The sequence below is a fragment of the Rhizobium sp. S96 genome (assembly GCF_030382195.1).
Lineage (GTDB): Bacteria > Pseudomonadota > Alphaproteobacteria > Rhizobiales > Rhizobiaceae > Rhizobium.
The window spans coordinates 221,102-243,491 of the sequence record NZ_JAUDRY010000037.1 but is presented as its reverse complement, the minus strand read 5'-3'; the positions used below and the strand labels follow the sequence as shown (position 1 = coordinate 243,491).

General features: G+C 62.4%; 19 protein-coding genes. 14 read left to right on the top strand and 5 right to left on the bottom strand.

Annotation, left to right across the window (positions count from 1 at the left end; all coding sequences use genetic code 11):
- Positions 1-180: 180 nt before the first annotated feature.
- Together groL and groES are read right to left on the bottom strand one after the other, a co-directional pair.
- Complete coding sequence (groL, locus tag QTL94_RS26010; RefSeq protein ID WP_153269573.1) at positions 181-1,821, bottom strand: chaperonin GroEL; 1,641 nt, start codon at positions 1,819-1,821, stop codon at positions 181-183.
- A gap of 56 nt (positions 1,822-1,877) precedes the next feature.
- A complete protein-coding gene (gene groES / locus QTL94_RS26005; protein ID WP_004675403.1) occupies positions 1,878-2,174 on the bottom strand; it encodes a co-chaperone GroES in 297 nt (98 codons plus the stop codon).
- A gap of 456 nt (positions 2,175-2,630) precedes the next feature.
- On the opposite strand from groES, the gene chrA reads away from it, so the two are divergent.
- From chrA to QTL94_RS25980, 5 genes are all read left to right on the top strand, one after another.
- The gene (chrA, locus tag QTL94_RS26000; protein ID WP_289803517.1) at positions 2,631-4,046 is read left to right on the top strand and encodes a chromate efflux transporter; all 1,416 of its coding nucleotides are present in this window, start codon (positions 2,631-2,633) and stop codon (positions 4,044-4,046) included.
- A gap of 100 nt (positions 4,047-4,146) precedes the next feature.
- Complete coding sequence (locus tag QTL94_RS25995) at positions 4,147-4,995, top strand: TIGR01459 family HAD-type hydrolase (RefSeq protein ID WP_289803516.1); 849 nt, start codon at positions 4,147-4,149, stop codon at positions 4,993-4,995.
- A 27-nt stretch (positions 4,996-5,022) separates the two neighbouring features.
- Positions 5,023-6,006, top strand: coding sequence for a bifunctional riboflavin kinase/FAD synthetase (locus tag QTL94_RS25990; RefSeq protein WP_289803515.1), 984 nt, complete (start codon positions 5,023-5,025; stop codon positions 6,004-6,006).
- Between the two features lie 269 nt (positions 6,007-6,275).
- Positions 6,276-9,281: an isoleucine--tRNA ligase gene (gene ileS, locus QTL94_RS25985; protein ID WP_289803514.1), complete on the top strand. Its 3,006-nt coding sequence runs from the start codon at positions 6,276-6,278 to the stop codon at positions 9,279-9,281.
- 136 nt (positions 9,282-9,417) lie between these two features.
- Positions 9,418-10,047 carry a hypothetical protein gene (locus tag QTL94_RS25980; RefSeq protein WP_065689633.1) on the top strand — a complete coding sequence of 210 codons (630 nt, stop codon included), beginning with the start codon at positions 9,418-9,420 and terminating at the stop codon, positions 10,045-10,047.
- A gap of 61 nt (positions 10,048-10,108) precedes the next feature.
- On the opposite strand, the gene QTL94_RS25975 is transcribed toward QTL94_RS25980, so the two are convergent.
- Entirely contained in the window at positions 10,109-10,543 is a 435-nt protein-coding gene (locus QTL94_RS25975) for a nucleoside deaminase (RefSeq protein WP_065689634.1), read from the bottom strand.
- Between the two features lie 89 nt (positions 10,544-10,632).
- On the opposite strand from QTL94_RS25975, the gene QTL94_RS25970 reads away from it, so the two are divergent.
- Genes QTL94_RS25970 through QTL94_RS25960 form a run of 3 tightly spaced genes read left to right on the top strand, consistent with a single transcriptional unit; the run spans position 10,633 to position 14,256 of the window.
- Positions 10,633-12,795 (top strand): pseudouridine synthase, encoded by a 2,163-nt coding sequence (locus QTL94_RS25970; RefSeq protein ID WP_289803513.1) that lies wholly within the window; start codon positions 10,633-10,635, stop codon positions 12,793-12,795.
- Entirely contained in the window at positions 12,776-13,336 is a 561-nt protein-coding gene (gene rsmD, locus QTL94_RS25965; RefSeq protein WP_113520096.1) for a 16S rRNA (guanine(966)-N(2))-methyltransferase RsmD, read from the top strand. Before QTL94_RS25970 ends, rsmD begins: the two co-directional genes overlap by 20 nt.
- Before the next feature lie 23 nt (positions 13,337-13,359).
- Positions 13,360-14,256: a patatin-like phospholipase family protein gene (locus tag QTL94_RS25960; protein ID WP_289803512.1), complete on the top strand. Its 897-nt coding sequence runs from the start codon at positions 13,360-13,362 to the stop codon at positions 14,254-14,256.
- Between the two features lie 152 nt (positions 14,257-14,408).
- Here the strand turns inward: QTL94_RS25960 and QTL94_RS25955 are convergent, their stop codons facing one another.
- Complete coding sequence (locus QTL94_RS25955) at positions 14,409-16,217, bottom strand: monovalent cation:proton antiporter-2 (CPA2) family protein (RefSeq protein ID WP_289803511.1); 1,809 nt, start codon at positions 16,215-16,217, stop codon at positions 14,409-14,411.
- A gap of 115 nt (positions 16,218-16,332) precedes the next feature.
- Here QTL94_RS25955 and QTL94_RS25950 point away from each other — a divergent pair, with 115 nt between their 5' ends.
- The 6 genes from QTL94_RS25950 to lpxK all read left to right on the top strand — a co-directional run bounded on the left by QTL94_RS25950 (position 16,333) and on the right by lpxK (position 22,137).
- Positions 16,333-17,679 (top strand): TldD/PmbA family protein, encoded by a 1,347-nt coding sequence (locus QTL94_RS25950; protein WP_289803510.1) that lies wholly within the window; start codon positions 16,333-16,335, stop codon positions 17,677-17,679.
- 17 nt (positions 17,680-17,696) lie between these two features.
- A complete protein-coding gene (locus QTL94_RS25945) occupies positions 17,697-18,503 on the top strand; it encodes a 3'(2'),5'-bisphosphate nucleotidase CysQ (protein ID WP_289803509.1) in 807 nt (268 codons plus the stop codon).
- Between the two features lie 62 nt (positions 18,504-18,565).
- Complete coding sequence (locus QTL94_RS25940) at positions 18,566-18,811, top strand: DUF4170 domain-containing protein (protein ID WP_065689641.1); 246 nt, start codon at positions 18,566-18,568, stop codon at positions 18,809-18,811.
- Positions 18,812-18,945: 134 nt separating this feature from the next.
- Positions 18,946-20,265 carry a lipid IV(A) 3-deoxy-D-manno-octulosonic acid transferase gene (gene waaA, locus QTL94_RS25935; protein ID WP_065689642.1) on the top strand — a complete coding sequence of 440 codons (1,320 nt, stop codon included), beginning with the start codon at positions 18,946-18,948 and terminating at the stop codon, positions 20,263-20,265.
- A gap of 11 nt (positions 20,266-20,276) precedes the next feature.
- On the top strand, positions 20,277-20,990 hold the full coding sequence (locus QTL94_RS25930) for an HAD family hydrolase (RefSeq protein ID WP_065689643.1): 714 nt from the start codon (positions 20,277-20,279) through the stop codon (positions 20,988-20,990).
- A 106-nt stretch (positions 20,991-21,096) separates the two neighbouring features.
- Positions 21,097-22,137 carry a tetraacyldisaccharide 4'-kinase gene (gene lpxK / locus QTL94_RS25925; RefSeq protein WP_065689644.1) on the top strand — a complete coding sequence of 347 codons (1,041 nt, stop codon included), beginning with the start codon at positions 21,097-21,099 and terminating at the stop codon, positions 22,135-22,137.
- A gap of 3 nt (positions 22,138-22,140) precedes the next feature.
- Here the strand turns inward: lpxK and QTL94_RS25920 are convergent, their stop codons facing one another.
- Positions 22,141-22,371 (bottom strand): DUF2093 domain-containing protein, encoded by a 231-nt coding sequence (locus QTL94_RS25920; protein WP_065689645.1) that lies wholly within the window; start codon positions 22,369-22,371, stop codon positions 22,141-22,143.
- Positions 22,372-22,390 lie beyond the last annotated feature (19 nt).

Genomic DNA, 22,390 nt, shown 5'->3' with positions numbered 1-22,390 from the left:
CCAGAGTTGAAAAAAGCGATAGCGTGGCAAGCCTGGGGAAAGCCTCGCCAGGGGCCTTTGCGCCTTCTCCGGCGATTAAACGTTTCAGCATTCCATGGGCGAATCACAACAAAAAGGGCGGCCCGAGGACCGCCCTTTCCATAACTGAACCGGTTGGCTCAGATGTCAGACCCGAAGGTCTTACATCATGTCCATGCCGCCCATGCCGCCCATGCCGCCAGGCATGCCGGCCGGTGCGTCCTTCTTCGGCAGCTCGGCGATCATGGCTTCCGTCGTGATCAGCAGCGAAGCAACCGAAGCTGCGTTCTGCAGAGCCGTACGGACGACCTTGACCGGGTCGACGATGCCCATGGCGATCATGTCGCCATATTCAGACGTCTGAGCGTTGTAGCCGAAGTTGTCTTCGTTCTTGTCGAGAACCTTGCCGACAACGATCGAAGCTTCGTCACCAGCGTTTTCTGCGATCTGGCGAACCAGAGCCTGCAGAGCGCGGCGGATGATGTTGATGCCAGCTTCCTGGTCGTCGTTCTCACCCTTGGCGGCGATCTTCGTGGAGGAGCGCAGCAGAGCGATACCACCGCCCGGTACGATACCTTCCTGAACAGCAGCGCGCGTCGCGTTGAGAGCGTCGTCGATGCGGTCCTTCTTTTCCTTGACTTCGATTTCCGTGGAGCCGCCGACGCGGATGACGGCAACGCCGCCAGCGAGCTTGGCAAGGCGTTCCTGCAGCTTTTCGCGGTCATAGTCCGAAGACGTTTCTTCGATCTGAGCCTTGATCTGTGCAACGCGGCCTTCGATGTCCGACTTGGCGCCAGCGCCGTCGACGATCGTGGTGTTTTCCTTGGAGATCGAAACCTTCTTGGAACGGCCGAGCATGTCGAGCGTAACGGATTCGAGCTTGATGCCGAGGTCTTCGGAGATGACAGTGCCGCCCGTGAGGATCGCGATGTCTTCCAGCATGGCCTTGCGGCGGTCGCCGAAGCCAGGAGCCTTGACGGCAGCGATCTTCAGGCCGCCGCGCAGCTTGTTGACGACGAGCGTAGCAAGAGCTTCGCCTTCGACGTCTTCAGCGATGATGAGGAGCGGCTTGCCGGTCTGAACGACAGCTTCGAGAACCGGGAGCATAGCCTGGAGGTTCGAGAGCTTCTTCTCGTGGAGGAGAATGAAAGCGTCTTCGAGGTCAGCAACCATCTTTTCCGGGTTGGTGACGAAGTACGGGCTGAGGTAGCCGCGGTCGAACTGCATGCCTTCGACGACTTCGAGTTCGGTTTCAGCGGTCTTGGCTTCTTCGACGGTGATAACACCTTCGTTGCCAACCTTCTGCATGGCTTCAGCAATGTCGAGGCCGACCTGCTTGTCGCCGTTTGCTGAGATCGTGCCGACCTGAGCAACTTCAGCCGAGGTCGAGATCTTCTTTGCCTTGGCCTGCAGGTCCTTGACGACTTCTGCAACAGCGAGGTCGATACCGCGCTTCAGGTCCATCGGGTTCATGCCGGCAGCAACTGCCTTGGCGCCTTCGCGAACGATAGCGCGGGCGAGAACGGTTGCAGTCGTGGTGCCGTCGCCGGCGATGTCGTTGGTCTTCGAAGCAACTTCGCGGACCATCTGAGCGCCCATGTTTTCGAACTTGTCTTCGAGTTCGATTTCCTTGGCGACCGATACGCCGTCCTTGGTGATGCGCGGAGCGCCGAAGGACTTGTCGATAACGACGTTACGGCCCTTCGGACCGAGGGTTACCTGCACTGCGTCAGCGAGGATGTCGACGCCGCGCAGCATCTTTTCGCGCGCAGAGCGGCCGAACTTTACTTCTTTAGCTGCCATTTTGGTTACTCCTGAAAAGGGGTGTCAGCGATAAACGGGTCGGGATAACCGGCAGATCAGCCGATGATGCCCATGATGTCGGCTTCCTTCATGATCAGAAGGTCTTCGCCGTTGATCTTGACTTCGGTGCCGGACCACTTGCCGAACAGAACGCGATCACCAGCCTTGACGTCGAGAGCGACGACCTTGCCGGATTCGTCACGAGCGCCGGAACCGACGGCGACGATTTCGCCTTCCTGCGGCTTTTCCTTGGCGGTGTCAGGAATGATGATGCCGCCCTTGGTCTTTTCTTCGGACTCAACGCGGCGAACAACGACGCGATCGTGAAGGGGGCGGAAGTTGGTGCTTGCCATTGTCTAATCCCTCGATCAAATGACACTCGCAGGCCGAGAGCGGCCTGCACGGATGGGTGTTAGCACTCTCTTGTTATGAGTGCTAGCGGCCTGCATTTAGGGTTGGCCTGTTGGGGAGTCAAGGATGAGGGTGACGATTTTTCCCTAGGGGACCTTTGTATCGTTTTGATGGCAAAAACGCCCCGCTTGCCAAAATCATTCCACTTCTCTGATAATCTTTGACAAACAAACTCTTATGGCTCGCCCTCGGGCGTTAACCTTGCCGCATGAACGCGCGGGTCTCTGGCGCTTGGGACCGGCGCGAACAGGAAGTTACAATGGCGATCCTGGGCTGACAGTGCATTGCATCGGCCGCATCGTGTTGGGATTGTCGCACATCGGTGCCAATGATACGGAGCAGTTTGAGGCCGGAAAAGGCGCAATTGGCCTCGCATGTCGAGGCGAGGGGCAGGCAGCGTGAATAAAGTCATTGCGGCAGATGAAGTCGTGGCGGTTCCTTCGTTTCGGGAGGCCACGCGCGTTTGGGCAAAGATCGGCTGTCTGAGCTTCGGCGGTCCGGCCGGCCAGATAGCGCTGATGCACAAGACCCTTGTCGACGAGAAGCGCTGGATCTCGGAAGAGCGTTTCCTGCATGCCCTGAGTTATTGCATGCTACTGCCGGGGCCGGAGGCGCAGCAGCTGGCGACCTATATCGGCTGGCTCATGCACGGCGTTCGCGGTGGCCTGGTCGCCGGTCTGCTCTTCATCCTCCCCGGTTTCGTTGTCATCGTCGCGCTCTCCAGCCTCTACGTGCTGTTCCAGGATGCGGCATGGTTGTCGGCGGTGTTCTTCGGCCTAAAGGCCGCAGTGCTGGCGATCGTCGTCGAAGCGCTTCTTCGGCTGACGCGCAGGGCGCTGAAGGACCGTTTTCACTACTGGGTCGCGGCCGCGTCATTTCTCGCGCTCTTTCTCCTGAATTTGCCGTTTCCTGTTGTCGTTATTCTTGCCGGAGCCGCCGGTTTCCTGATGCAGCGATACGGGCAGCGGCCGACCGATGCACCTGCCGCGCCGCAGCCATCCGAGCGGCCGGAGCGCGGCAGGCTGACGACGCACGCGATCGCCAGGCCTCTTCTCGTTCTCGTGTTCTGGATTCTGATCTGGCAGTCGCCGCTGCTCCTCGTTCGTGCGCTGGATGCTCCGACGGACCTGATCGCAGAGACCCTGAGTGGCGAGACCAATGTCTTCGGCGCGGTCTTCATCTTCTTCTCGAAGATGGCGGTCATCACGTTCGGCGGCGCCTATGCGGTGCTCTCCTACGTGGCGCAGGTCGCTGTCGGACATTATGCCTGGCTGAAGCCCGGCGAGATGCTGGATGGTCTGGCACTGGCGGAAACGACGCCGGGGCCACTGGTGCTAGTCCTCTGCTTCGTCGGCTTCCTCGCCGGCTTCCGCAATCCGATCGCCATGGCGCCACTGCTGGGTGGCGTCTTCGGCGCCTTGCTAGCCGCATGGGCGACCTTCGTTCCAAGCTTCATCTGGATCTTCGCAGGCGCGCCCTACATCGAAAAGCTGCGCAACAACGCGGCGCTGTCGGCGTCCTTGTCGGCGATCACGGCCGCCGTCGTCGGTGTCATCCTCAATCTCGCGCTCTGGTTCGGCCTTCATGTCCTGTTTGCCGAAGTCGGCCGCATCGCGCTGCTATCGAGAGGCACGGGCCTGCCCCTGGTGAGCCTCGCCTGGCCCGATTGGCGCAGCCTCGATGTCGCGGCTCTCGCGCTCTTTGCGAGCGCCGCTTTGCTGCTCTTTCGCTTCAAGGCGGGCATGGTCAAGATCCTCGCATTTTCCGCTGTGACCGGCCTGCTGATCACTGGCGCGGAGACTTTCTTTAAGTGAGCGGAAAGGACTTTTTGCGCCCACCGCGCTCGAAATGCCTTGCCATCCCGGCAGGCCTTTGCGATGTCACCGGGAACTGAATGCAACGCAGGAAATCGGAATGGCCAAGCGGATCGAAAACTTTGCGGAAATCACCAGCCGGTACGACGCGGTGTTCTGCGATGTCTGGGGTGTCCTGCACAATGGCATCGATCCTTTCCCGAAAGCCGCTGCCGCGCTTGAGGCTGCCCGCGCCGCCGGCTTGACGGTGGTGCTCATCACCAACTCTCCGCGCATCGCGCCGCAGGTCGTCGACCAGCTTCGCCACATCGGTATTCAGGACGCCGCCTACGACCGGATCGTTACCTCAGGTGACGTAACGCGCGGCCTTATCGCCGAAGGCCCGAAGAAGGTCTTCCTTCTGGGGCCGGAACGAGACGTTGCGATTATCGAAGGGCTTGGCGTCGAGCGCGTCGAAGCCAGGGATGCCGACTCCGTGGTCTGCACCGGCTTCTTCAACGACGAGACGGAAAAGCCGGAAGACTATACGGAAATGCTGAAGGCGTTTCAGGCGCGCAACGTCCCGATGATCTGCGCAAATCCGGATCTCGTCGTCGAGCGCGGACACCGGATCATTCCCTGCGCCGGCGCGATGGCTGCTTATTACAACCAGCTCGGCGGCGAAACGCGCATTGCAGGCAAGCCGCACAAGCCGATCTACGATGCCGTGCTCTCGGTCGCCCGCGAAGTGCATGGCGACTTCCCGCTGGATCGCGTTCTGGCAATCGGCGATGGCATGCCGACCGACGTTCGCGGCGCTCTCGATTACGGTCTCGACCTCCTTTATATCAGCGGCGGCATCCACGCGAAGGAATACACGCTCAACGGCGAGACCGACGAGGCGATCCTCACCGCCTATCTGGAGCGAGAAAAAGCCACGCCGAAGTGGTGGATGCCGCGCCTTGCCTGAAGCCGCCCCGCATGGAAAAGCCAGCCGATGACCGTCTTTCACCGCAACGAAACCCGTGACCCCTTGCCGGCTCATCTGCGCGGCGGCGTCATTGCGATCGGCAATTTCGATGGCGTCCACCGTGGCCACCAGTCGGTCCTCAACCAGGCGCTCGAAATAGCCCGCGAACGCGGTGTGCCGGCGCTGGTCCTGACCTTCGAGCCGCATCCGCGCACCGTGTTCAGGCCGGCGACGCCGGTCTTCCGCATCACGCCGGCGCCGTTGCGGGCTCGCATCCTCGAAGCCATCGGCTTCAATGCGGTTATCGAATACCCGTTCAACCTCGAATTTTCCCAGCGCTCGGCTGAAGATTTCATCCACTCGATCCTCAAGGATTGGCTGGGGGCATCGCAGGTCGTCACCGGCGTCGATTTCCATTTCGGCCGTGGCCGCGAAGGCGGACCGGCCTTCCTCATGGAGGCGGGCCACAAATACGGTTTCGGCGTGACGCTGATCGATGCCTTTCGCGACGAGAACGCCGATGTCGTCTCATCGAGCCGCATTCGCGGGCTTCTGAAAGAGGGGGAGGTGAGCGAGGCCGCCGCCTCGCTCGGCTATCACTATACCGTTGAGGCGGAAGTGATCGGCGGCGAAAAGCTCGGCCGCACGCTTGGCTTCCCGACGGCAAACATGCGCCTGCCGGCCGAGGTCGAATTGAAGTCGGGCATCTATGCGGTCCGCTTCCGTCGCGCCGACGGAATACTTCATGACGCTGTCGCCAGCTATGGCCGGCGCCCGACCGTTACCGACAATGGCGCGCCTCTGCTCGAAACCTTCCTCTTCGATTTCAGCGGCGACCTTTATGGCCAGGTCTGCGGCGTCTCCTTCTTCGGCTATTTGCGTCCGGAGCTGAAATTCGACGGGCTCGAGCCGCTTGTCGAGCAGATGAACCGCGACAAGGATGAGGCGAGGGCACTGCTCGCCGGCGTGCAGCCGCTTGGCGAGCTCGATCGCAAGATCTGTTTTGTTTGAGCCATTCGCCCTTTTGTGCCATGCCGGCCGGGCCGATTTCCTCTTCCTTTTCCGGGCAAAAGCGCCTATGAACCGGCGCGATGAATAAGTTCCGGCTGGCGACCACGATACGAATTATCGGCCCGGCCTTCCGCGCGCGCTAAGCGGCCGGAAGGTCCGGGTTTTTGGCGCTCGACCAAAGAGCGTCTCCGCCACCACTATATTTCCAAGCCCGTTGCGCCCGTTTGCGAGGCGCCAGCGACGATCGCTAGAAGAGACGATTGCCAGACATGACCGATACAGCCGAAAAGATCGATTACTCGAAAACCCTCTATCTGCCGGAAACCGATTTCCCGATGCGCGCCGGTCTGCCGCAGAAGGAGCCGGAAACCGTTGCCCGCTGGCAGGAGATGGGCCTCTACAAGAAGCTGCGCGCCTCCGCCGCCGGCCGCGAGAAATTCGTCCTCCACGACGGCCCTCCCTATGCCAACGGCAACATCCATATCGGTCACGCGCTGAACAAGATCCTCAAGGACGTCATCAACCGCTCGTTCCAGATGCGCGGCTTCGACGCCAACTATGTTCCCGGCTGGGATTGCCACGGCCTTCCGATCGAATGGAAGATCGAGGAAGAGAACTACCGCGCCAAGGGCAAGGCAAAGCCTGACCTGAAGCAGGCCGACGCGATGATCGAGTTCCGCAAGGAATGCCGCGCCTATGCCGAAAAGTGGATCAAGATCCAGGGCGACGAGTTCAAGCGCCTCGGCATCGAAGGCGATTTCGACAATCCGTACCTGACGATGAACTTCCACGCCGAAAGCCGCATCGCCGGCGAACTGTTGAAGATCGCCATGAGCGGCCAGCTCTATCGCGGCTCGAAGCCGATCATGTGGTCGGTGGTCGAGCGCACGGCGCTGGCCGAAGCCGAGGTCGAGTATCACGACGTCGAGAGCGATATGATCTGGGTGAAGTTTCCGGTTGAAGCTAAAGCAAATCCTAACAGGGCGGTTAGCGGTTTCCGGGATTTCGGTGAACTGCCGAATAACCCGCCCGTTGGCGCTGTGCATCCAGATGACTTGGCTGATGGCCTTGGCAGTTTCGAGGGAGCCAATGTCGTAATTTGGACCACCACTCCCTGGACTATACCCGGCAACCGCGCTGTTGCGTACTCTCCAAAGGTTGCTTACGGCCTCTATGAGGTGATCGAAGCTGTCAACGAGTTTGGTCCGCAGCCGGGTGAAAAGCTGATCTTTGCTGATGCGCTGGCGGAAGAGTCCGCCGCTAAGGCAAAACTCACCTTCAAAAAGTTGTTCAGCGTTTCGGCCGACGTATTGGCTACTCTACTGCTCGCTCACCCCCTCAAGGGCCTCGGCGGCGGCTACGAATTCGCTGTTCCGCTGCTCCCCGGCGACCACGTCACCGATGACGCAGGTACCGGCTTCGTCCACACCGCCCCGTCGCACGGCCGCGAAGACTTCGAGGCCTGGATGTCCTCCGCCAAGCAGCTCGAGGCCCGTGGCATCGATACACGTATCCCGTTCCCGGTCGACGACAGCGGCACCTATACGACCGACGCCCCCGGCTTCGAAGGCGCCCGCGTCATGGACGACAACGGCAAGAAGGGCGATGCCAACGAGCGCGTCATCAAGACGCTGATCGAGCGCAACGCGCTGTTTGCCCGTGGCCGCCTGAAGCATTCCTATCCGCATTCTTGGCGCTCCAAGAAGCCGATCATCTTCCGCAACACGCCGCAGTGGTTCGTCTACATGGACAAGGACCTCAAGGACGGCACGACGCTGCGCACCCGTGCGCTGAACGCCATCGACGATACCCGCTTCGTGCCCGCTGCCGGCCAGAACCGCCTGCGCGCCATGATCGAGCAGCGCCCGGACTGGGTGCTTTCGCGTCAAAGAGCATGGGGCGTTCCGATCTGCGTCTTCGCCGATGAGGACGGTAATGTCCTGCAGGATGCCGATGTCAACGCCCGCATCCTCGAGGCCTTCGATGTCGAGGGCGCCGATGCCTGGTTCGCCGAGGGCGCCAAGGATCGCTTCCTCGGCAATGGTCACGACCACGCCAAGTGGACCCAGGTCATGGACATCCTTGATGTCTGGTTCGACTCGGGCTCGACCCACACCTTCACGCTGGAAGACCGCCCGGACCTGAAGTGGCCGGCCGATCTCTATCTCGAAGGCTCCGACCAGCATCGCGGCTGGTTCCACTCGTCGCTGCTGGAATCGGCCGCGACCCGTGGCCGCGCACCCTATAACGCCGTTCTTACCCATGGCTTCACCATGGACGAGAAGGGTGAGAAGATGTCGAAGTCCAAGGGCAACGTCACATCGCCGCAGGAGATCATGAAGGATGCCGGCGCCGACATCCTGCGCCTCTGGGTCATGACGTCCGACTACGCAGACGACCTGCGCGTCGGCAAGACGATCATCCAGACAAATGTCGACGCCTATAGAAAGCTGCGCAACACCATCCGCTGGATGCTTGGCACGCTGGCACACGACAAGGGCGAGACCTTCGAAGTGTCCGAAATGCCGGAGCTGGAGCAGCTGATGCTCCATCGCCTGGCCGAGCTCGACCAGCTGGTGCGCGAGAATTACGACGCCTTCGACTTCAAGAAGATCGCCCGCGCGCTGATCGACTTCGCCAATGTCGAGCTCTCGGCCTTCTACTTCGACGTCCGCAAGGATGCGCTCTATTGCGACGCGCCATCCAGCCTGCGCCGCCGCGCCTCGTTGCATGTCATCCGCAACATCTTCGATTGCATGGTGACTTGGCTTGCCCCGATGCTGCCTTTCACCACCGAAGAAGCATGGCTGTCGCGCAACCCTGATGCCGTCTCCGTCCACCTCGAGCAGTTCCCGGAAGTCCCTGGCAACTGGAAGAACGAGGCGCTGGCCGAGAAGTGGAAGAAGATCCGCGCGGTCCGTACGGTCGTCACCGGCGCGCTTGAGATCGAGCGCAAGGACAAGCGCATCGGCTCCTCGCTGGAAGCGGCTCCCGTCGTCCATATCGCCGATGCCGAGCTCCTGAAGGCGCTGGAAGGACAGGACTTCGAGGAAATCTGCATCACCTCGGGGATCGTCATCGAGGGCAACGAAGGCCCGTCCGACGCGTTCCGTCTTCCCGAAGTGGCCGGCGTCAGCGTCGAGCCGAAGCTTGCTGAGGGCACCAAATGCGCTCGTTCGTGGCGAATCACGACGGATGTCGGCTCGGATGCGGCCTATCCCGATGTGTCGGCACGCGATGCGGCGGCACTTCGCGAACTAGCGGTGCAAAACTGAAGAAAGTTACCGGGTGAATTGCGCATTGGTGGTTCATCCGGTAAAAGCTGCCTGAAAATGGCCGGATTTTTCCGTCACGGGGAACAAGTGTCCGGTTTTGGGCGATGATTGCACCGGCATGGCTGGAAGGGTTTTCATGTTATCGAAGCGTTGGTTCCGTTTGGGCGCTTGCCTGACTGTTGCTATGGCAGGCGGCGCGATGATGTCTGGCTGCACGAGCGGCCCCCGCTATGGCACGGACAAGACGGCATTCCAGCAGCTGACGGATGACCTTGGTGACTCGGTTTCCGTGACCGGCAAGGACCCCAAGAACAAGGGCGTCCGCTATGCGCCGCGTCCGTCGCTCGTGCTCCCCACCGACACGGCCAAGGCAACGCTCGTCGAGCCGCAGAAGTCAATCGCGAGCAAGGACAATCCGGAGTGGGTCGAGTCTCCGGAAGAAACCCGCGCCCGTCTGGTCAAGGACGCTGACGAAAATAGCGACAGGTCGGATTTCCGCTCGCCGCTGGCCGGCTCCGGCATCGATGGCGGTCGCCCGACGACGGAAGCGCAGACCAAGGCCTACCGCGAAGCCCGCGCCATCCAGAAGGGCTCCAACCTCGACGAGCGCCGCTATATCTCGGATCCGCCAACGGAATATCGTCAGGTTGACGATCCTGCCAAGCTGGACGACGTCGGCGAGCCCGAGCTCAAGAAGCAGAAGAAGCGCAAGAAAGACGCTGCCGTCGCGGGAAGCGGCAAGCAGTGGTGGAACCTTCTGCAGTAGAGTGGATCGAACGGGGCGTCAGCCCCGTTTTCTTTTTGAGGCGTGTTATATCACCGCGCCGTCACGGCTCCCTCTTCAGCGAAAAGAACGACCTCAGGATCTCGGCCGCACTGCTTTCGTTCATGCCCGAATACACCTCTGGCGCATGATGGCATGTCGGCTGCGCGTAGAAGCGCACACCATTGTCGACGCCGCCGCCTTTCGGGTCTTCCGCGCCGTAGTAGAGCCGGCGAATGCGGGCGAACGAGATTGCGGCCGCGCACATCGTGCAGGGCTCGAGCGTGACGTAGAGATCGGCACCTGTCAGTCGCTCCTGGCCGAGCGCTTCGCAGGCCATGCGGATGACAGCCACCTCGGCATGCGCGGTCACATCGTTGAGCTCGCGGGTGCGGTTGCCGGAGCGGGCGACGACCGTGCCGTCGAGTACCAGCACGGCACCGATCGGCACCTCGCCACGCTCGCCCGCGGCGCGCGCTTCATCCAGTGCCAGCTCCATAAATTGATTTGTCTTCACGACGCGACAATTTCCACTTAACCGCAGGGGCGCGACCTGATAGACAGGCGCAAAAGGCAGGCAAACAACAAATGACATTCAAAGACAAGCCAAAACGGCCGGGTGGCGAGCCATCCCCGCGCGATACCGCCGCGAAATCGGGCGAGAAGCCCGCAAAGAAGTTCGCAAAATCGGCTGACAAGGCGGATGCCGTGTCCGACGTGACGGGTGACAGCAAGGCGGAACGTATCTCCAAGGTGATGGCGCGCGCCGGCGTTGCCTCGCGCCGCGATATCGAGCGCATGATCCTCGACGGCCGCGTCACGCTGAACGGCAAGCCGCTGGATACGCCCGTCGTCAACGTCACGCTGACGGACAAGATCGAAGTCGACGGCATGCCGATCCGCGGTATCGAGCGCACGCGCCTGTGGCTCTACCACAAGCCGGCCGGCCTGGTGACCACCAACGCCGATCCGGAAGGTCGCCCGACCGTATTCGACAACCTGCCGGATGACCTGCCGCGCGTCATGTCGATCGGCCGCCTCGATATCAACACCGAAGGCCTGCTGCTGCTGACCAACGACGGCGGCCTGGCGCGTGCGTTGGAACTGCCGACCACGGGCTGGCTGCGCCGCTACCGCGTGCGCGCCCACGGTGAGATCGACCAGGAGGCGCTCGACAAGCTGAAGGACGGCATCGCCGTCGACGGCGTGCTCTACGGAGCCATCGAGGCGACGCTCGACCGCACCCAGGGCTCCAACGTCTGGCTCACCATGGGCCTGCGCGAAGGCAAGAACCGCGAAATCAAGAACGTGCTGGGCGCGCTCGGTCTCGACGTGAACCGCCTGATCCGCATCTCCTACGGCCCGTTCCAGCTCGGCGATATTCCGGAGCGCGCGGTTGTCGAAGTCCGCGGCCGCACGCTGCGCGACCAGCTCGGCCCGCGCCTGATCGAGGACGCGAAGGCCAATTTCGACGCGCCGATCTACAACGCGCCCGCCGTGACCGAGGAAGAGGAAGCGGCAGCCCAGCCCGAGCGCCGCGAGCGCTCGTGGAAGCCGGAAGACAAGCGCGAACGCGCGCTGAGCCGCCTCGACACCAAGCGCGACGACAAACGTGATGACAGGCGTGACGATCGCCGTGGCGGTGACCGTGATGCCGGCCGTGGCCCGAGCCGTGGTGGCGACCGCAAGGACGAAGGCCCGAAGCGCCCTGCGCTCGGCAGCCGCCGAAACGCCAACGTCTGGATGGCGCCCGGCGCCCGTCCGCTCGGCGAAAAGGCAGCCGCCAAGGCCGAGAAGAATGCCCAGACGGCCCTTCGCCGCGGCGAGATGCCCGGCCGTTCCAAGCCGCAGCCGACAAGCTACGATGAAGGCCCGCGTGTGCAGATCAATCGCGCCCGCGACGAAGAGGGCGAATGGATCCGCTCCAGCGAAGTCAGCAAGGACGACGGTGACCGCAAGCGCGGCGACCGTGGTGATCGCGGCTTCGGTGACCGTCCCCGTGGCGACCGCTCCTTCGGTGATCGCGGTGACCGCTCCGGCGGCGACCGCACGGCGCGCGGCGACCGGCCTTTTGGTGATCGCCCACCCCGTGGCGATCGTCCCTTTGGCGACAAGCCACGCGGCGAGCGCAAGCCGCGCGAGGATGGCGACCGTCCGCGTTCCTTCGGCGACCGCCCAGCGCGTGGTGACAAGCCACGTGGCGATCGGCCTTTCGGCGATCGTCCTCCCCGTGGTGACCGGCCAGCCGGCGACCGCCCGTTCGCAGCCAAGCCTCGCGGCGACCGCAGGCCGCGCGAGGAGGGAGACGACCGTCCCCGTTCCTTCAGCGATCGTCCGCCACGTGGCGACCGGCCGTTTGGCGACAAGCCGCGCCGGCCGCGCGACGAGGGCGACGAGCGTCCCCGCGCCAAGCGTTTCTCCGGCGAAGCTCGTTCCGAGCGTCCGGCAGGCGAGCGTTCGTATGGCGACCGGCCTCGCGGAGACAGGCCGCAGGGTGATCGTCCCCAGGGCGAGCGCCCAAGAGGTGATCGTCCCCAGGGCGAACGCCCGAGAGGCGATCGTCCCTTCGGCGACAAGCCGCGCGGCAAGAGCTTCGGCGGCAAGCCTGGCGGCTCCAAGCCGGGTGCGAAGAGTTTTTCGGGCAAGCCTTCGGGCGATCGTCCCGGTGGCGGTGGCAAGCCCTCGGGCGGGCCGTCTCGTGGTGGACCTAAGGGCAAGGGAATAGGACGCGGTGCGGATCGTCGGCGGTGAGTTTCGCGGACGGTCGCTCGCCGTGCCTAAATCCAACGACATCCGGCCGACTGCCGACCGGACGCGTGAGAGCCTGTTCAATATTCTGAGCCATGCCTATCCGGAATGCGTCGATGGCACCCGGATACTCGATCTCTTCGCAGGTACCGGCGCCGTCGGTCTGGAAGCCGTCTCGCGCGGCTGCCGCCATGCGCTCTTCGTTGAAAACAGCGTCGAGGGCAGGGGCTTGCTCTGGGAAAATATCGATGCGCTCGGCCTGCACGGCAAGACGCGCATCCTGAGGCGCGACGCGACCGATCTCGGCAGCGTCGGCAACCTTGAGCCGTTCCAGTTCCTCTTCGCCGACCCGCCCTATGGCAAGGGTCTTGGGGAAAAGGCGATGGCGGCTGCCGTCAAGGGCGGCTGGCTCGTGCCTGGCGCGATTGCGGTGCTCGAAGAACGCGCAGACGTTGTCGTTTCTGTCGATCCTTCCTATCTGTTCCTGGAAAGCCGCATGTTCGGCGATACCAGGGTTCATTTCTTCCGCTACCAGCCTCAATAGGCCGCGGAGCATCGGGGGTAGAGGTGCAGCAGGCGGAGAACATCAGTACAGAGTTGCCTGCCGCTGACGCTTCTTCGCAAGGCAGCACGCCAACTATTGCCGTCGCATTTGGCGGCGGCGGTGCACGCGGTATTTCGCACATCCACGTTATCGAAACGCTGGACGAACTCGGAATTCGCCCCGTGGCGATCGCCGGCTCGTCGATCGGCGCGATCATGGGCGCCGGCATGGCGGCCGGAATGACGGGCGAAGCCATCCGCGAACATGTCCTGATGACCGTCGGCAACAAGACCGCCGTCGTCAGCCGCCTTTGGGGCCTGCGCCCGCAGACGGTGCGCGACGCGGTGGCGAACGGCGTTCGCATCGGCCAGTTCAATCTCGAGCGTATCCTCAAGGCCTTCCTACCGGCCGATCTCCCCGATCGTTTCGAGGATCTGGCGATCCCGATGACGGTGACGGCGACCGATTACTACGGGCAGGCCGAGGTGCTTGTCAGCGAGGGACGGCTCTTTCCGGCGCTTGCCGCATCCTCCGCCATCCCTGCGGTCTTCATGCCGGTTCGCTTGTATGGCCGGGTGATGATCGATGGCGGCATCAGCAATCCGGTGCCGTACGAGTGCCTGATGGACAAGGCGGATATCGTGATCGGTATCGACGTCGTTGGGGCACCCGAGGGCGACGGCACGCATATTCCCAATCGCATGGAAAGCATCTTCGGCTCGGGGCAGCTGATGATGCAGACGGCGATTACGCTGAAGCTGCGGCTGCAGGCGCCGCATATCTTCCTGCGCCCCGCCGTCGGGCGCACCGGCGTCATGGATTTCCTCAAGGCGCGGGAAGTGCTGGCAATGTCTGCCGGGGTGAAGGACGAATTGAAATACGCGCTGGATCAGGCGATCGAGGCGCATGCCCGCGCCTAGAGCCTTATAGGGTCAGTTTGACGTCGTGTGGCTCAAACGGCGTTGAATGGCCGATCGGCTCTGGCGTACCTTCAGGTATGCCTTTCGCCAACCGCCTCGACCCTGGAAAAAAACCTGCTCCGGCAGAGCGCTCAGTTTAACCCTTGAAGGCTCTACGCATCGGCCGCGACGTCTGCCGTTCCCGCCAGCGGATCCACATCGAAGTCCATCGCCCGCTTCGGCTTGACCAGCGGTTCCGGCCTGACAGGCTGCGAATACAGCATGTCGCGCCCGGCCTGCAGCCCTTCCGAAACCTGCAGCTCGAGGCGCTGCTCGTCGCGCCGGCGGATATCCTCGCCGATTTCATAGGCGTCGCTCTCGCTGACACCAAGCGCTTCCAAGGTACGGCGGCCGAACAGGAGGCCGGACTCCAGCGTCTCGCGCAACTCGTAGTCGACGTTCCGGTTGCGGAGCGAGATCGAGTGGATACGGTCGTAGGAACGGACGTAGAGCTTGGCATTCGGATAGTCCGCCTGCACCAGTTCCACGATCTTGTCTGTCATCTCGCGCTTCTGCGTGCAGACGACGACGACCTTTGCACGGTCGATGCCTGCCGCCCGCAGCACGTCCTTGCGGGTGCCGTCGCCGAAATAGATGCGGAAGCCGAATGATGATGCCTGACGAATACGATCCGCCGAAACATCGATCACCGTCACCGCGCGACCACCTGCCAGGAGGATCTGCGCCGCGATCTGCCCGAAACGGGAGAAGCCCACCATCAGCACATCGGCGCCGGCGCCCTCGAAATCCTCGTCCAACTCCTCGCGCTCGTCACCCTGCAAGAGCCGCTTCGAAAGCATGGTGCCGATCGGGGTCAATGCCATCGAAAGCGTGACGATTGCGATAAGCAGCGATGCCGTGCTCGACGGCATCAGGCCGGCCATGCCGGCTGCGGAAAAGAGAACGAACCCGAATTCGCCGCCCTGTGGCAGCAGAAATGCAATGCGTACCGCATCGTTGTGTGGCGAGCCCGCCACGCGGCAGAGCACATATATCACGATCGCCTTGACGGCCATGACGACAGGGACGGCGACGACGATCAGCAGCGCATTGTCCCACAGCACATCAAGCTGCAGCGACAGGCCGACCGCGATGAAGAAGATAGCGAGCAGCACCCCGCGGAAAGGCTCGATGTCGGCTTCCAGTTCGTGCCGATAGGACGATTCCGCCAGCATGACGCCCGCGACAAACGCGCCCATGGCCATCGAGAGGCCCGCAAGTTGCATCAGGCTCGCGGATCCCATGACGACGAACAGGGCCGCCGCGATCATCACTTCGCGGGCGCCGGTGCGCGCGATGACCTGGAAGAGCGGGGTCAGCAGATAGCGGCCCATGATGATCATCGCGCCGATGGCGCCGACGGCCACGGCAAGATCGAGAACGGGCGTGCCATGGCCCTTGCCGCCATCGAGAATATTGGTCAGCGCGAGCAACGGAACGATGGCGAGGTCCTGGAACAGCAGCATAGAAAAGGAACGCTGCCCGTAGCTCGTATTCGCCTCGCCGCTGTCGTTCAGGATCTGCATCGCGAAGGCGGTGGAGGACAGCGCAAGCCCGAAACCGACGATGATGCTGCCGCGCCAGTCGATGATGCCGCTCAGCCAGGCAATCGAGGTGAGCAGCGCACCGGTCACGACCACCTGCGCCGTTCCCAGTCCGAAGATGTCCTTCCTCATCTGCCACAAGCGGCCCGGCTTCAGCTCGAGACCGATGATGAAGAGCAGGAAGACGACGCCGAGTTCGGCAACGTTCAGGATCTGCTCACCATCGGTAAGGCCATGAAAACCAGGCCCGATCACAACGCCGGCAGCGAGGTAGCCGAGCACCGTGCCCAACCGTAGCCATTTGAAAATGGGCGCCGAAACAACGGCGCCGCCGAGGAGCAGAATGGTTTCGGTGAAAACGGTGTTCGGCTCGGACATGGTGGCTGGCTCTCTCGATCGGCGGCACGCGAACTGTTTAAAAAAGAATCGGTGGTGTCGGCCTTGATGCTTTCCGTAGCGCACAATAAATGGAACGCGAAGGAAAGGCCAAATCATGTCCTCTGAAATCGACTCCTCGACGCTTCTTTCCCGCGCAAGCCAGCTGATCGATCTGGCAAAGAAGGCAGGGGCCGACGCCGCAGATGCCGTCGTCGTGCGCTCCCGTTCGCAGTCCGTCAGCGTGCGCCTGGGCAAGGTGGAGGGAACTGAATCCTCCGAAAGCGATGACTTCTCGCTGCGCGTCTTCATTGGCAAGCGCGTTGCCAGCGTCTCGGCCAACCCGGGTTTCGACCTCTCCGCTCTGGCCGAGCGCGCCGTCGCCATGGCCAAGGTATCGCCGGAAGACCCGTTTGCCTGCCTGGCCGATGAAGACAAGCTGGCAAAATCCTACCCGGATCTCCAGCTTCTGGACACGACCGAGGTCTCCGCGGATCAGCTTCGCGAAGGAGCGCTGGCAACCGAGGCTGCCGCGCTTGCCGTCAAGGGTGTCACCAATTCCTCCGGCGCCGGTGCGTCGGCCGGCATGGGTGGTCTCGTTCTCGTGACGTCGCATGGCTTCCAGGGCAGCTACATGGCCTCGCGTTTCGGCCGCTCGGTCAGCGTCATCGCTGGCGAGGGTACGGGCATGGAGCGCGATTACGACTTCGATAGCCGTCTTTATTTCGCCGATCTGGATGACGCCGCCGAGATTGGCCGGCGCGCCGGCGAGCGGGCGATCCGTCGTCTCAATCCGCGCCAGGTCGACACCGGCAAGGATATCACCGTCGTTTTCGATCCGCGCGTTGCGCGCGGCTTCGTCGGGCACATCGCCGGCGCGATCAACGGCGCGTCGGTCGCCCGCAAGACGAGCTTCCTGCGCGACAAGATGGGACAACAGGTTCTGAAGACCGGACTGTCGATCACCGACGACCCGTTGATCGTCCGCGGCCCGTCTTCGCGTCCCTTCGACGGTGAGGGCATCTCAGGCGAGCGGCTCGTGATGATCGAGGATGGTGTTTTGAAGCACTGGTTCCTGTCGACGTCGACCGCGCGTGAAATCGGGATGGAAACCAATGGTCGCGGCGTACGCGGCGGCAATTCGGTAACGCCGGCCTCCACCAATCTCGCGTTGGAACCGGGCGACATCTCGCCGGAAGACCTGATCCGCAGCGTCGGCAATGGTTTCTACGTCACTGAACTGATCGGCCAGGGCGTCAACATGATCACGGGCGAATACAGCCGTGGTGCCACCGGCTTCTGGATTGAAAACGGCGAACTGACCTTTGCCGTCTCGGAAGTGACGATCGCATCGAACCTGAAAGACATGTTCATGCGCGTCACGCCGGCAAACGATATCGACCGCAAGTACGGCGTTGCCGCCCCGACGCTGGCGATCGAGGGACTGACGCTCGCGGGACGCTGACAGATTGGATTGATGGAATGAGCGACTTGGATATGGCCCGCTGGCAAAGCGATCTTGAGTTGATCGCCGATGCCGCAAGGCAGGCGGGTATCGTCGCTCTCAGTCACTTCAACCAGTCGCCCGAGGTCTGGTGGAAGAACGAGGGCAGGTCCCCCGTCAGTGCCGCCGATTTTGCCGCGAACGAGAAGCTCGAGACGATCCTGCGCGGCGTGCGTCCTCAGTATGGCTGGCTTTCGGAAGAGACAGACGACGATGGCGTCCGGCTGTCGCATGAGACGCTTTTCATCATAGACCCGATCGACGGCACGCGCGCATTCATCGCCGGCCAGAACCTCTGGTGCGTAAGTGTCGCCGTCGTCCATCGGGGGAGGCCGGTCGCGGGCGTGCTTTACGCTCCGGCGCTGGATGAATTCTACGAGGCGACCGCGGACGGCATCGCGCTCAGGAACGGAAGGCCGATCGCGGTGTCGTCAGCCTCCGAGGGGCCGTCTCGCTTTGCGATCGCCGAAGATGTGCTCGCGGCATTTCCGCACGGGCTACGGCACTCGATCGAGCGGGTCAAACACGTTCCCTCGCTGGCCTATCGCATCGCCATGGTCGCCGACGGTCGCATCGATGGCACCTTCGTCAAGCGCAACTCCCATGATTGGGACCTTGCCGCCGCTGACCTTATCCTTGAGCGGGCCGGGGGGCGCCTGGTCGATCTCGATGGAAGGCCGCTTGTTTATAACCGTTCTCAGGTTAGCCACGGCGAACTTTGCGCGGCGCCCAACTCACGCCTGAACGACCTGCTAATAGGCCTTGCCGAACGACGAGGCAGTTGACGTTTCCGTCAAAATCCCTCAGATGAAACGGCGGAGGAGACGACAAAAGAAAGAGAAGAAAAATGACCGCATCGAGCGAAAAGAAACAGCTGTTGCACCTTGTATTTGGTGGCGAATTGGAAAGTCTTGACGACGTTCAGTTCAGGGACCTCAAGGACCTCGATATCGTCGGCATTTTTCCGGACTACGCGTCCGCACTGACGGCCTGGAAGTCCAAGGCGCAATCGACGGTCGATAACGCGCATATGCGCTATTTCATTGTTCACATGCATCGCCTGTTGGACCCGGAAGACAAATCCGCAAAGTAATTGCTGGTCCCGGCGCTCCTCCTCGCTGCGAAGTCGGCGGCTGACGCATTCTGAACAAACTGCTCGGCCATTGCGGCCGCAACGATAATTGGGAATGGGTTCATGTCGATCACCGTTGATCGGAGAGATACCAGATGAGCGGTCGCATGGCGCGTGTAGCGCTAGGCGCCTATCAGGCAACCGGCACCTTGCTGGCCCCGTTCGTCGGTGGCTACCTGGCGTATCGGGCCGCCAAGGGCAAGGAAGACCGCGCCCGGCGGCTGGAGCGCTCGGGCTATGCCAGCGCCGACCGTCCGGCAGGTCCGCTCGTGTGGTTCCATGCTGCAAGCGTCGGCGAGATGAATGCGGTCATTCCGTTGATCCGCGAAATCCGCCGCCGCGACATTCACGTCATTTTGACGACCGGCACGGTGACCTCCGCGAAACTGGCGACGCAGCGCATTGGCTCCGAAGCGATCCATCAATACGTGCCGCTCGACCTGAAGCCGGCTGTCAGCCGCTTCCTGGATTATTGGCAGCCCGATTGCGCGCTGATCGCCGAGTCCGAAATCTGGCCGGCCACCGTTATGGAGCTCGGCCGGCGCCGCATCCCGCAGATTTTGGTCAATGCCCGGATGTCCGACCGTTCCTTCGCCAGATGGAGCCGGCGTCCGTCGCTTGCCGAAGCGCTGTTTGAAAATCTCGCATTGGTCATCGCCCAATCCGACCTCGATGCCGAGCGTTTCCGCGATCTCGGCGTGCGCCAGGTCATCATGTCCGGCAATCTGAAGGTTGATACGGATGCGCCGTCCTATGACGCAGCCGTCTTTGCCCGTTACAAGAAGCAGATCGGCGACCGAAAGACCTGGGCTGCGATCTCCACATTCGACGGCGAGGAAAAGGCGGCCGGCATCGTCCACCGCACGCTCAAGGAGCGCGACGGCCAGCTCACTATCATCGTTCCCCGCCATCCCGAGCGCGCCGATGCCATCGAGGAAGAGCTGGTCAAGCAGGGGCTGAAGGTCGCGCGGCGAACGCGAGAAGATGTACTCTCGCCGGATGTCGATGTTTTCCTCGGTGACACGATCGGCGAGATGGGACTTTATCTCAGGCTTACGGAAGTGGCCTTCGTCGGCCGCTCGCTTTTTGGCGAAGGTGGGCAGAACCCGCTGGAGCCGGCCATGCTTGGCTGCGCTGTGCTGTCGGGCAGCAATGTGCAGAATTTCCGCGAAGCCTATCAGAAGCTTGCCCGCCGCGGCAGCGCTCGCATGGTTCGCGATACCGAGATGCTCGCCAAGGGCGTCCATTATTTGCTGTCCAACGACGACGCGCGCCGCAAAATGATCGAGGCCGGCATCGGAGCTGTGCAAGAAATGCGCGGTGCGCTGACAGCGACGGTGAAGGGGCTCGAACCCTACATCAACCCGCTGACGGTAAAGGCAAGGCTGCTGCCGAAGACGGCGGCGCAACGCTAAGGGCGACTGACATGCGAGCGATCAAGGGCATCCTCTTCGACAAGGACGGCACGCTTCTCGACTATGACGAGAGCTGGCTGCCGGTAAATCGCGAGCTTGCGCGTATTGCATCCAACGACGACCCGGACCTAGCCGATCGCCTGTTGCTGGCGTGCGGCATGGACCCGGTGACCGGCCACATCGTTCCAGACAGCCTGCTCGCCGCCGGTAACACGCGCCAGATCGCCGACGGTCTTGTCGCTGCCGGCTCCCCGATCGACGTTGTGGCTCTCACGGTTCAGCTCGATGAGCTCTTCTCGAATGCGGCCGAGTTCTCTGTTCCGGTGACGGACCTTGCCGGCTTCTTCGCTCGTCTTCACGCGCGCGGTTTTCGCCTCGGCATTGCGTCCAGCGATAATGAACGGTCGATCCGGCAGACGGCGCTGCGCTTCGGTTTTGCCGAGTTCGTGGATTATGTTGCGGGCTATGACAGCGGTTTCGGCACCAAGCCGGAGCCCGGCATGGTTCTCGGCTTCTGCGAGGCGACGGGTCTTCATCCTTCCGAGGTTGCCGTCGTCGGCGACAACAATCACGATCTCCACATGGGGCGCAATGCCGGTGCCGGCCTGTCCGTGGCCGTGCTGACGGGCACCGGATCGCGCGAGTCGCTCGCTGCGGCGTCCGACTATTGCCTCAATGACATCACCGAGCTTGAGGGGCTGTTGCCCGATCTCCAGCTCGCCTGATTGACCAAAGGCTTGCTTTTTCTTGAAAATTGCCTTCTCTTTTCGCCCGGTTGAGGATGAGAGCCGCCGGCTACCGGCCTGCGGTCCGAAAGGCAGGACGGGAAGAATGGTATCCGAAGCGCCGCCGTTTTGGTGGACGAAGGCCGATTGGCGCGCCTGGACACTCTATCCTGTTTCCTTCCTTTACGGTCGCATCGCCGGTTATCGCATGGCGCATGCCAAGCGCGCCTCCGTACCGATCCCGGTCATTTGCGTTGGCAATTTCACCGTCGGCGGCGCCGGAAAGACGCCAACGGCGCTGACGATCGCTCGTGCTGCGAAGGCAAAGGGCCTGAAGCCCGGCTTTCTCAGCAGGGGCTATGGCGGCTCGCTCGACGTGACCACCGTGGTCGATCCCGCGCATCACCGCGCCGTTGCCGTCGGCGATGAGCCGCTGCTTCTCGCTCGCGAGGCGATGACGGTCATTTCCCGCCGCCGCGTCGAAGGTGCGCAGCGCCTCGTCAAGGAGGGCGCGGACCTGATCATCATGGATGACGGCTTTCAGAGCGCGCGGCTGGCGATCGACTATGCCCTACTGGTGATCGATGCAACGCGTGGCCTTGGCAACGGCCATATCGTGCCGGGCGGCCCGGTGCGCGCGCCGATCCGCCAGCAATTGAGCTACGCGACCGCGCTGCTCAAGGTCGGCACCGGCACGGCTGCCGATACCATCGTCCGCATCGCGGCCCGCGCCGCCAAGCCTTACTTTACGGCTGCCTTGAAGGTGTCTGACGGCGCTGATCTGGCCGGGCGCCGCGTTCTTGCCTTCGCCGGTATTGCCGATCCCGCCAAGTTCTTCAGGACAGTGGAATCCGTGAGTGCCGAGATCGTGGTGCGGCGCTCCTTCGGAGATCACGAGCACCTGACGGACGACGAGATTGACGATATCCTGTCAACCGCCGATCGCGAGGATCTTCTGATCGTGACGACGTCGAAGGATTTCGTGCGGCTGGCCGGCCATCACGGCAAGGCCGAGCAATTGGCCGCGCGATGCAGGGTCATCGAGGTCGAGATGGCCTTTGCCGATCATCGGGCGCCTGATCTCATCATCGAGCGCGCGCTCGAAGCCTGCCGTACGCGGCGGCTCAGGGAAAAGACGAAAAGCTGAGGCTCAGCGCTTCTGGTTCGGCAGGACGCCGGCGCGCTTATCCGCTTCCAGGGACGTCATGGCATCGGCATAGGGCTCCTGCCGGGCAACACTCCAATAGCGCAACTCGTCAAGCGGGATCTGCTTGCCCGATATGGCACAGACGACATAGGAACCTGGCGACAGGATCTGAAAATCCGCATCGAGATACCGTATCTGCGCCTCGCGGTTTCCATGTCCTTCAAACAAATTCATACGCTCCGTTCCTTGCGGC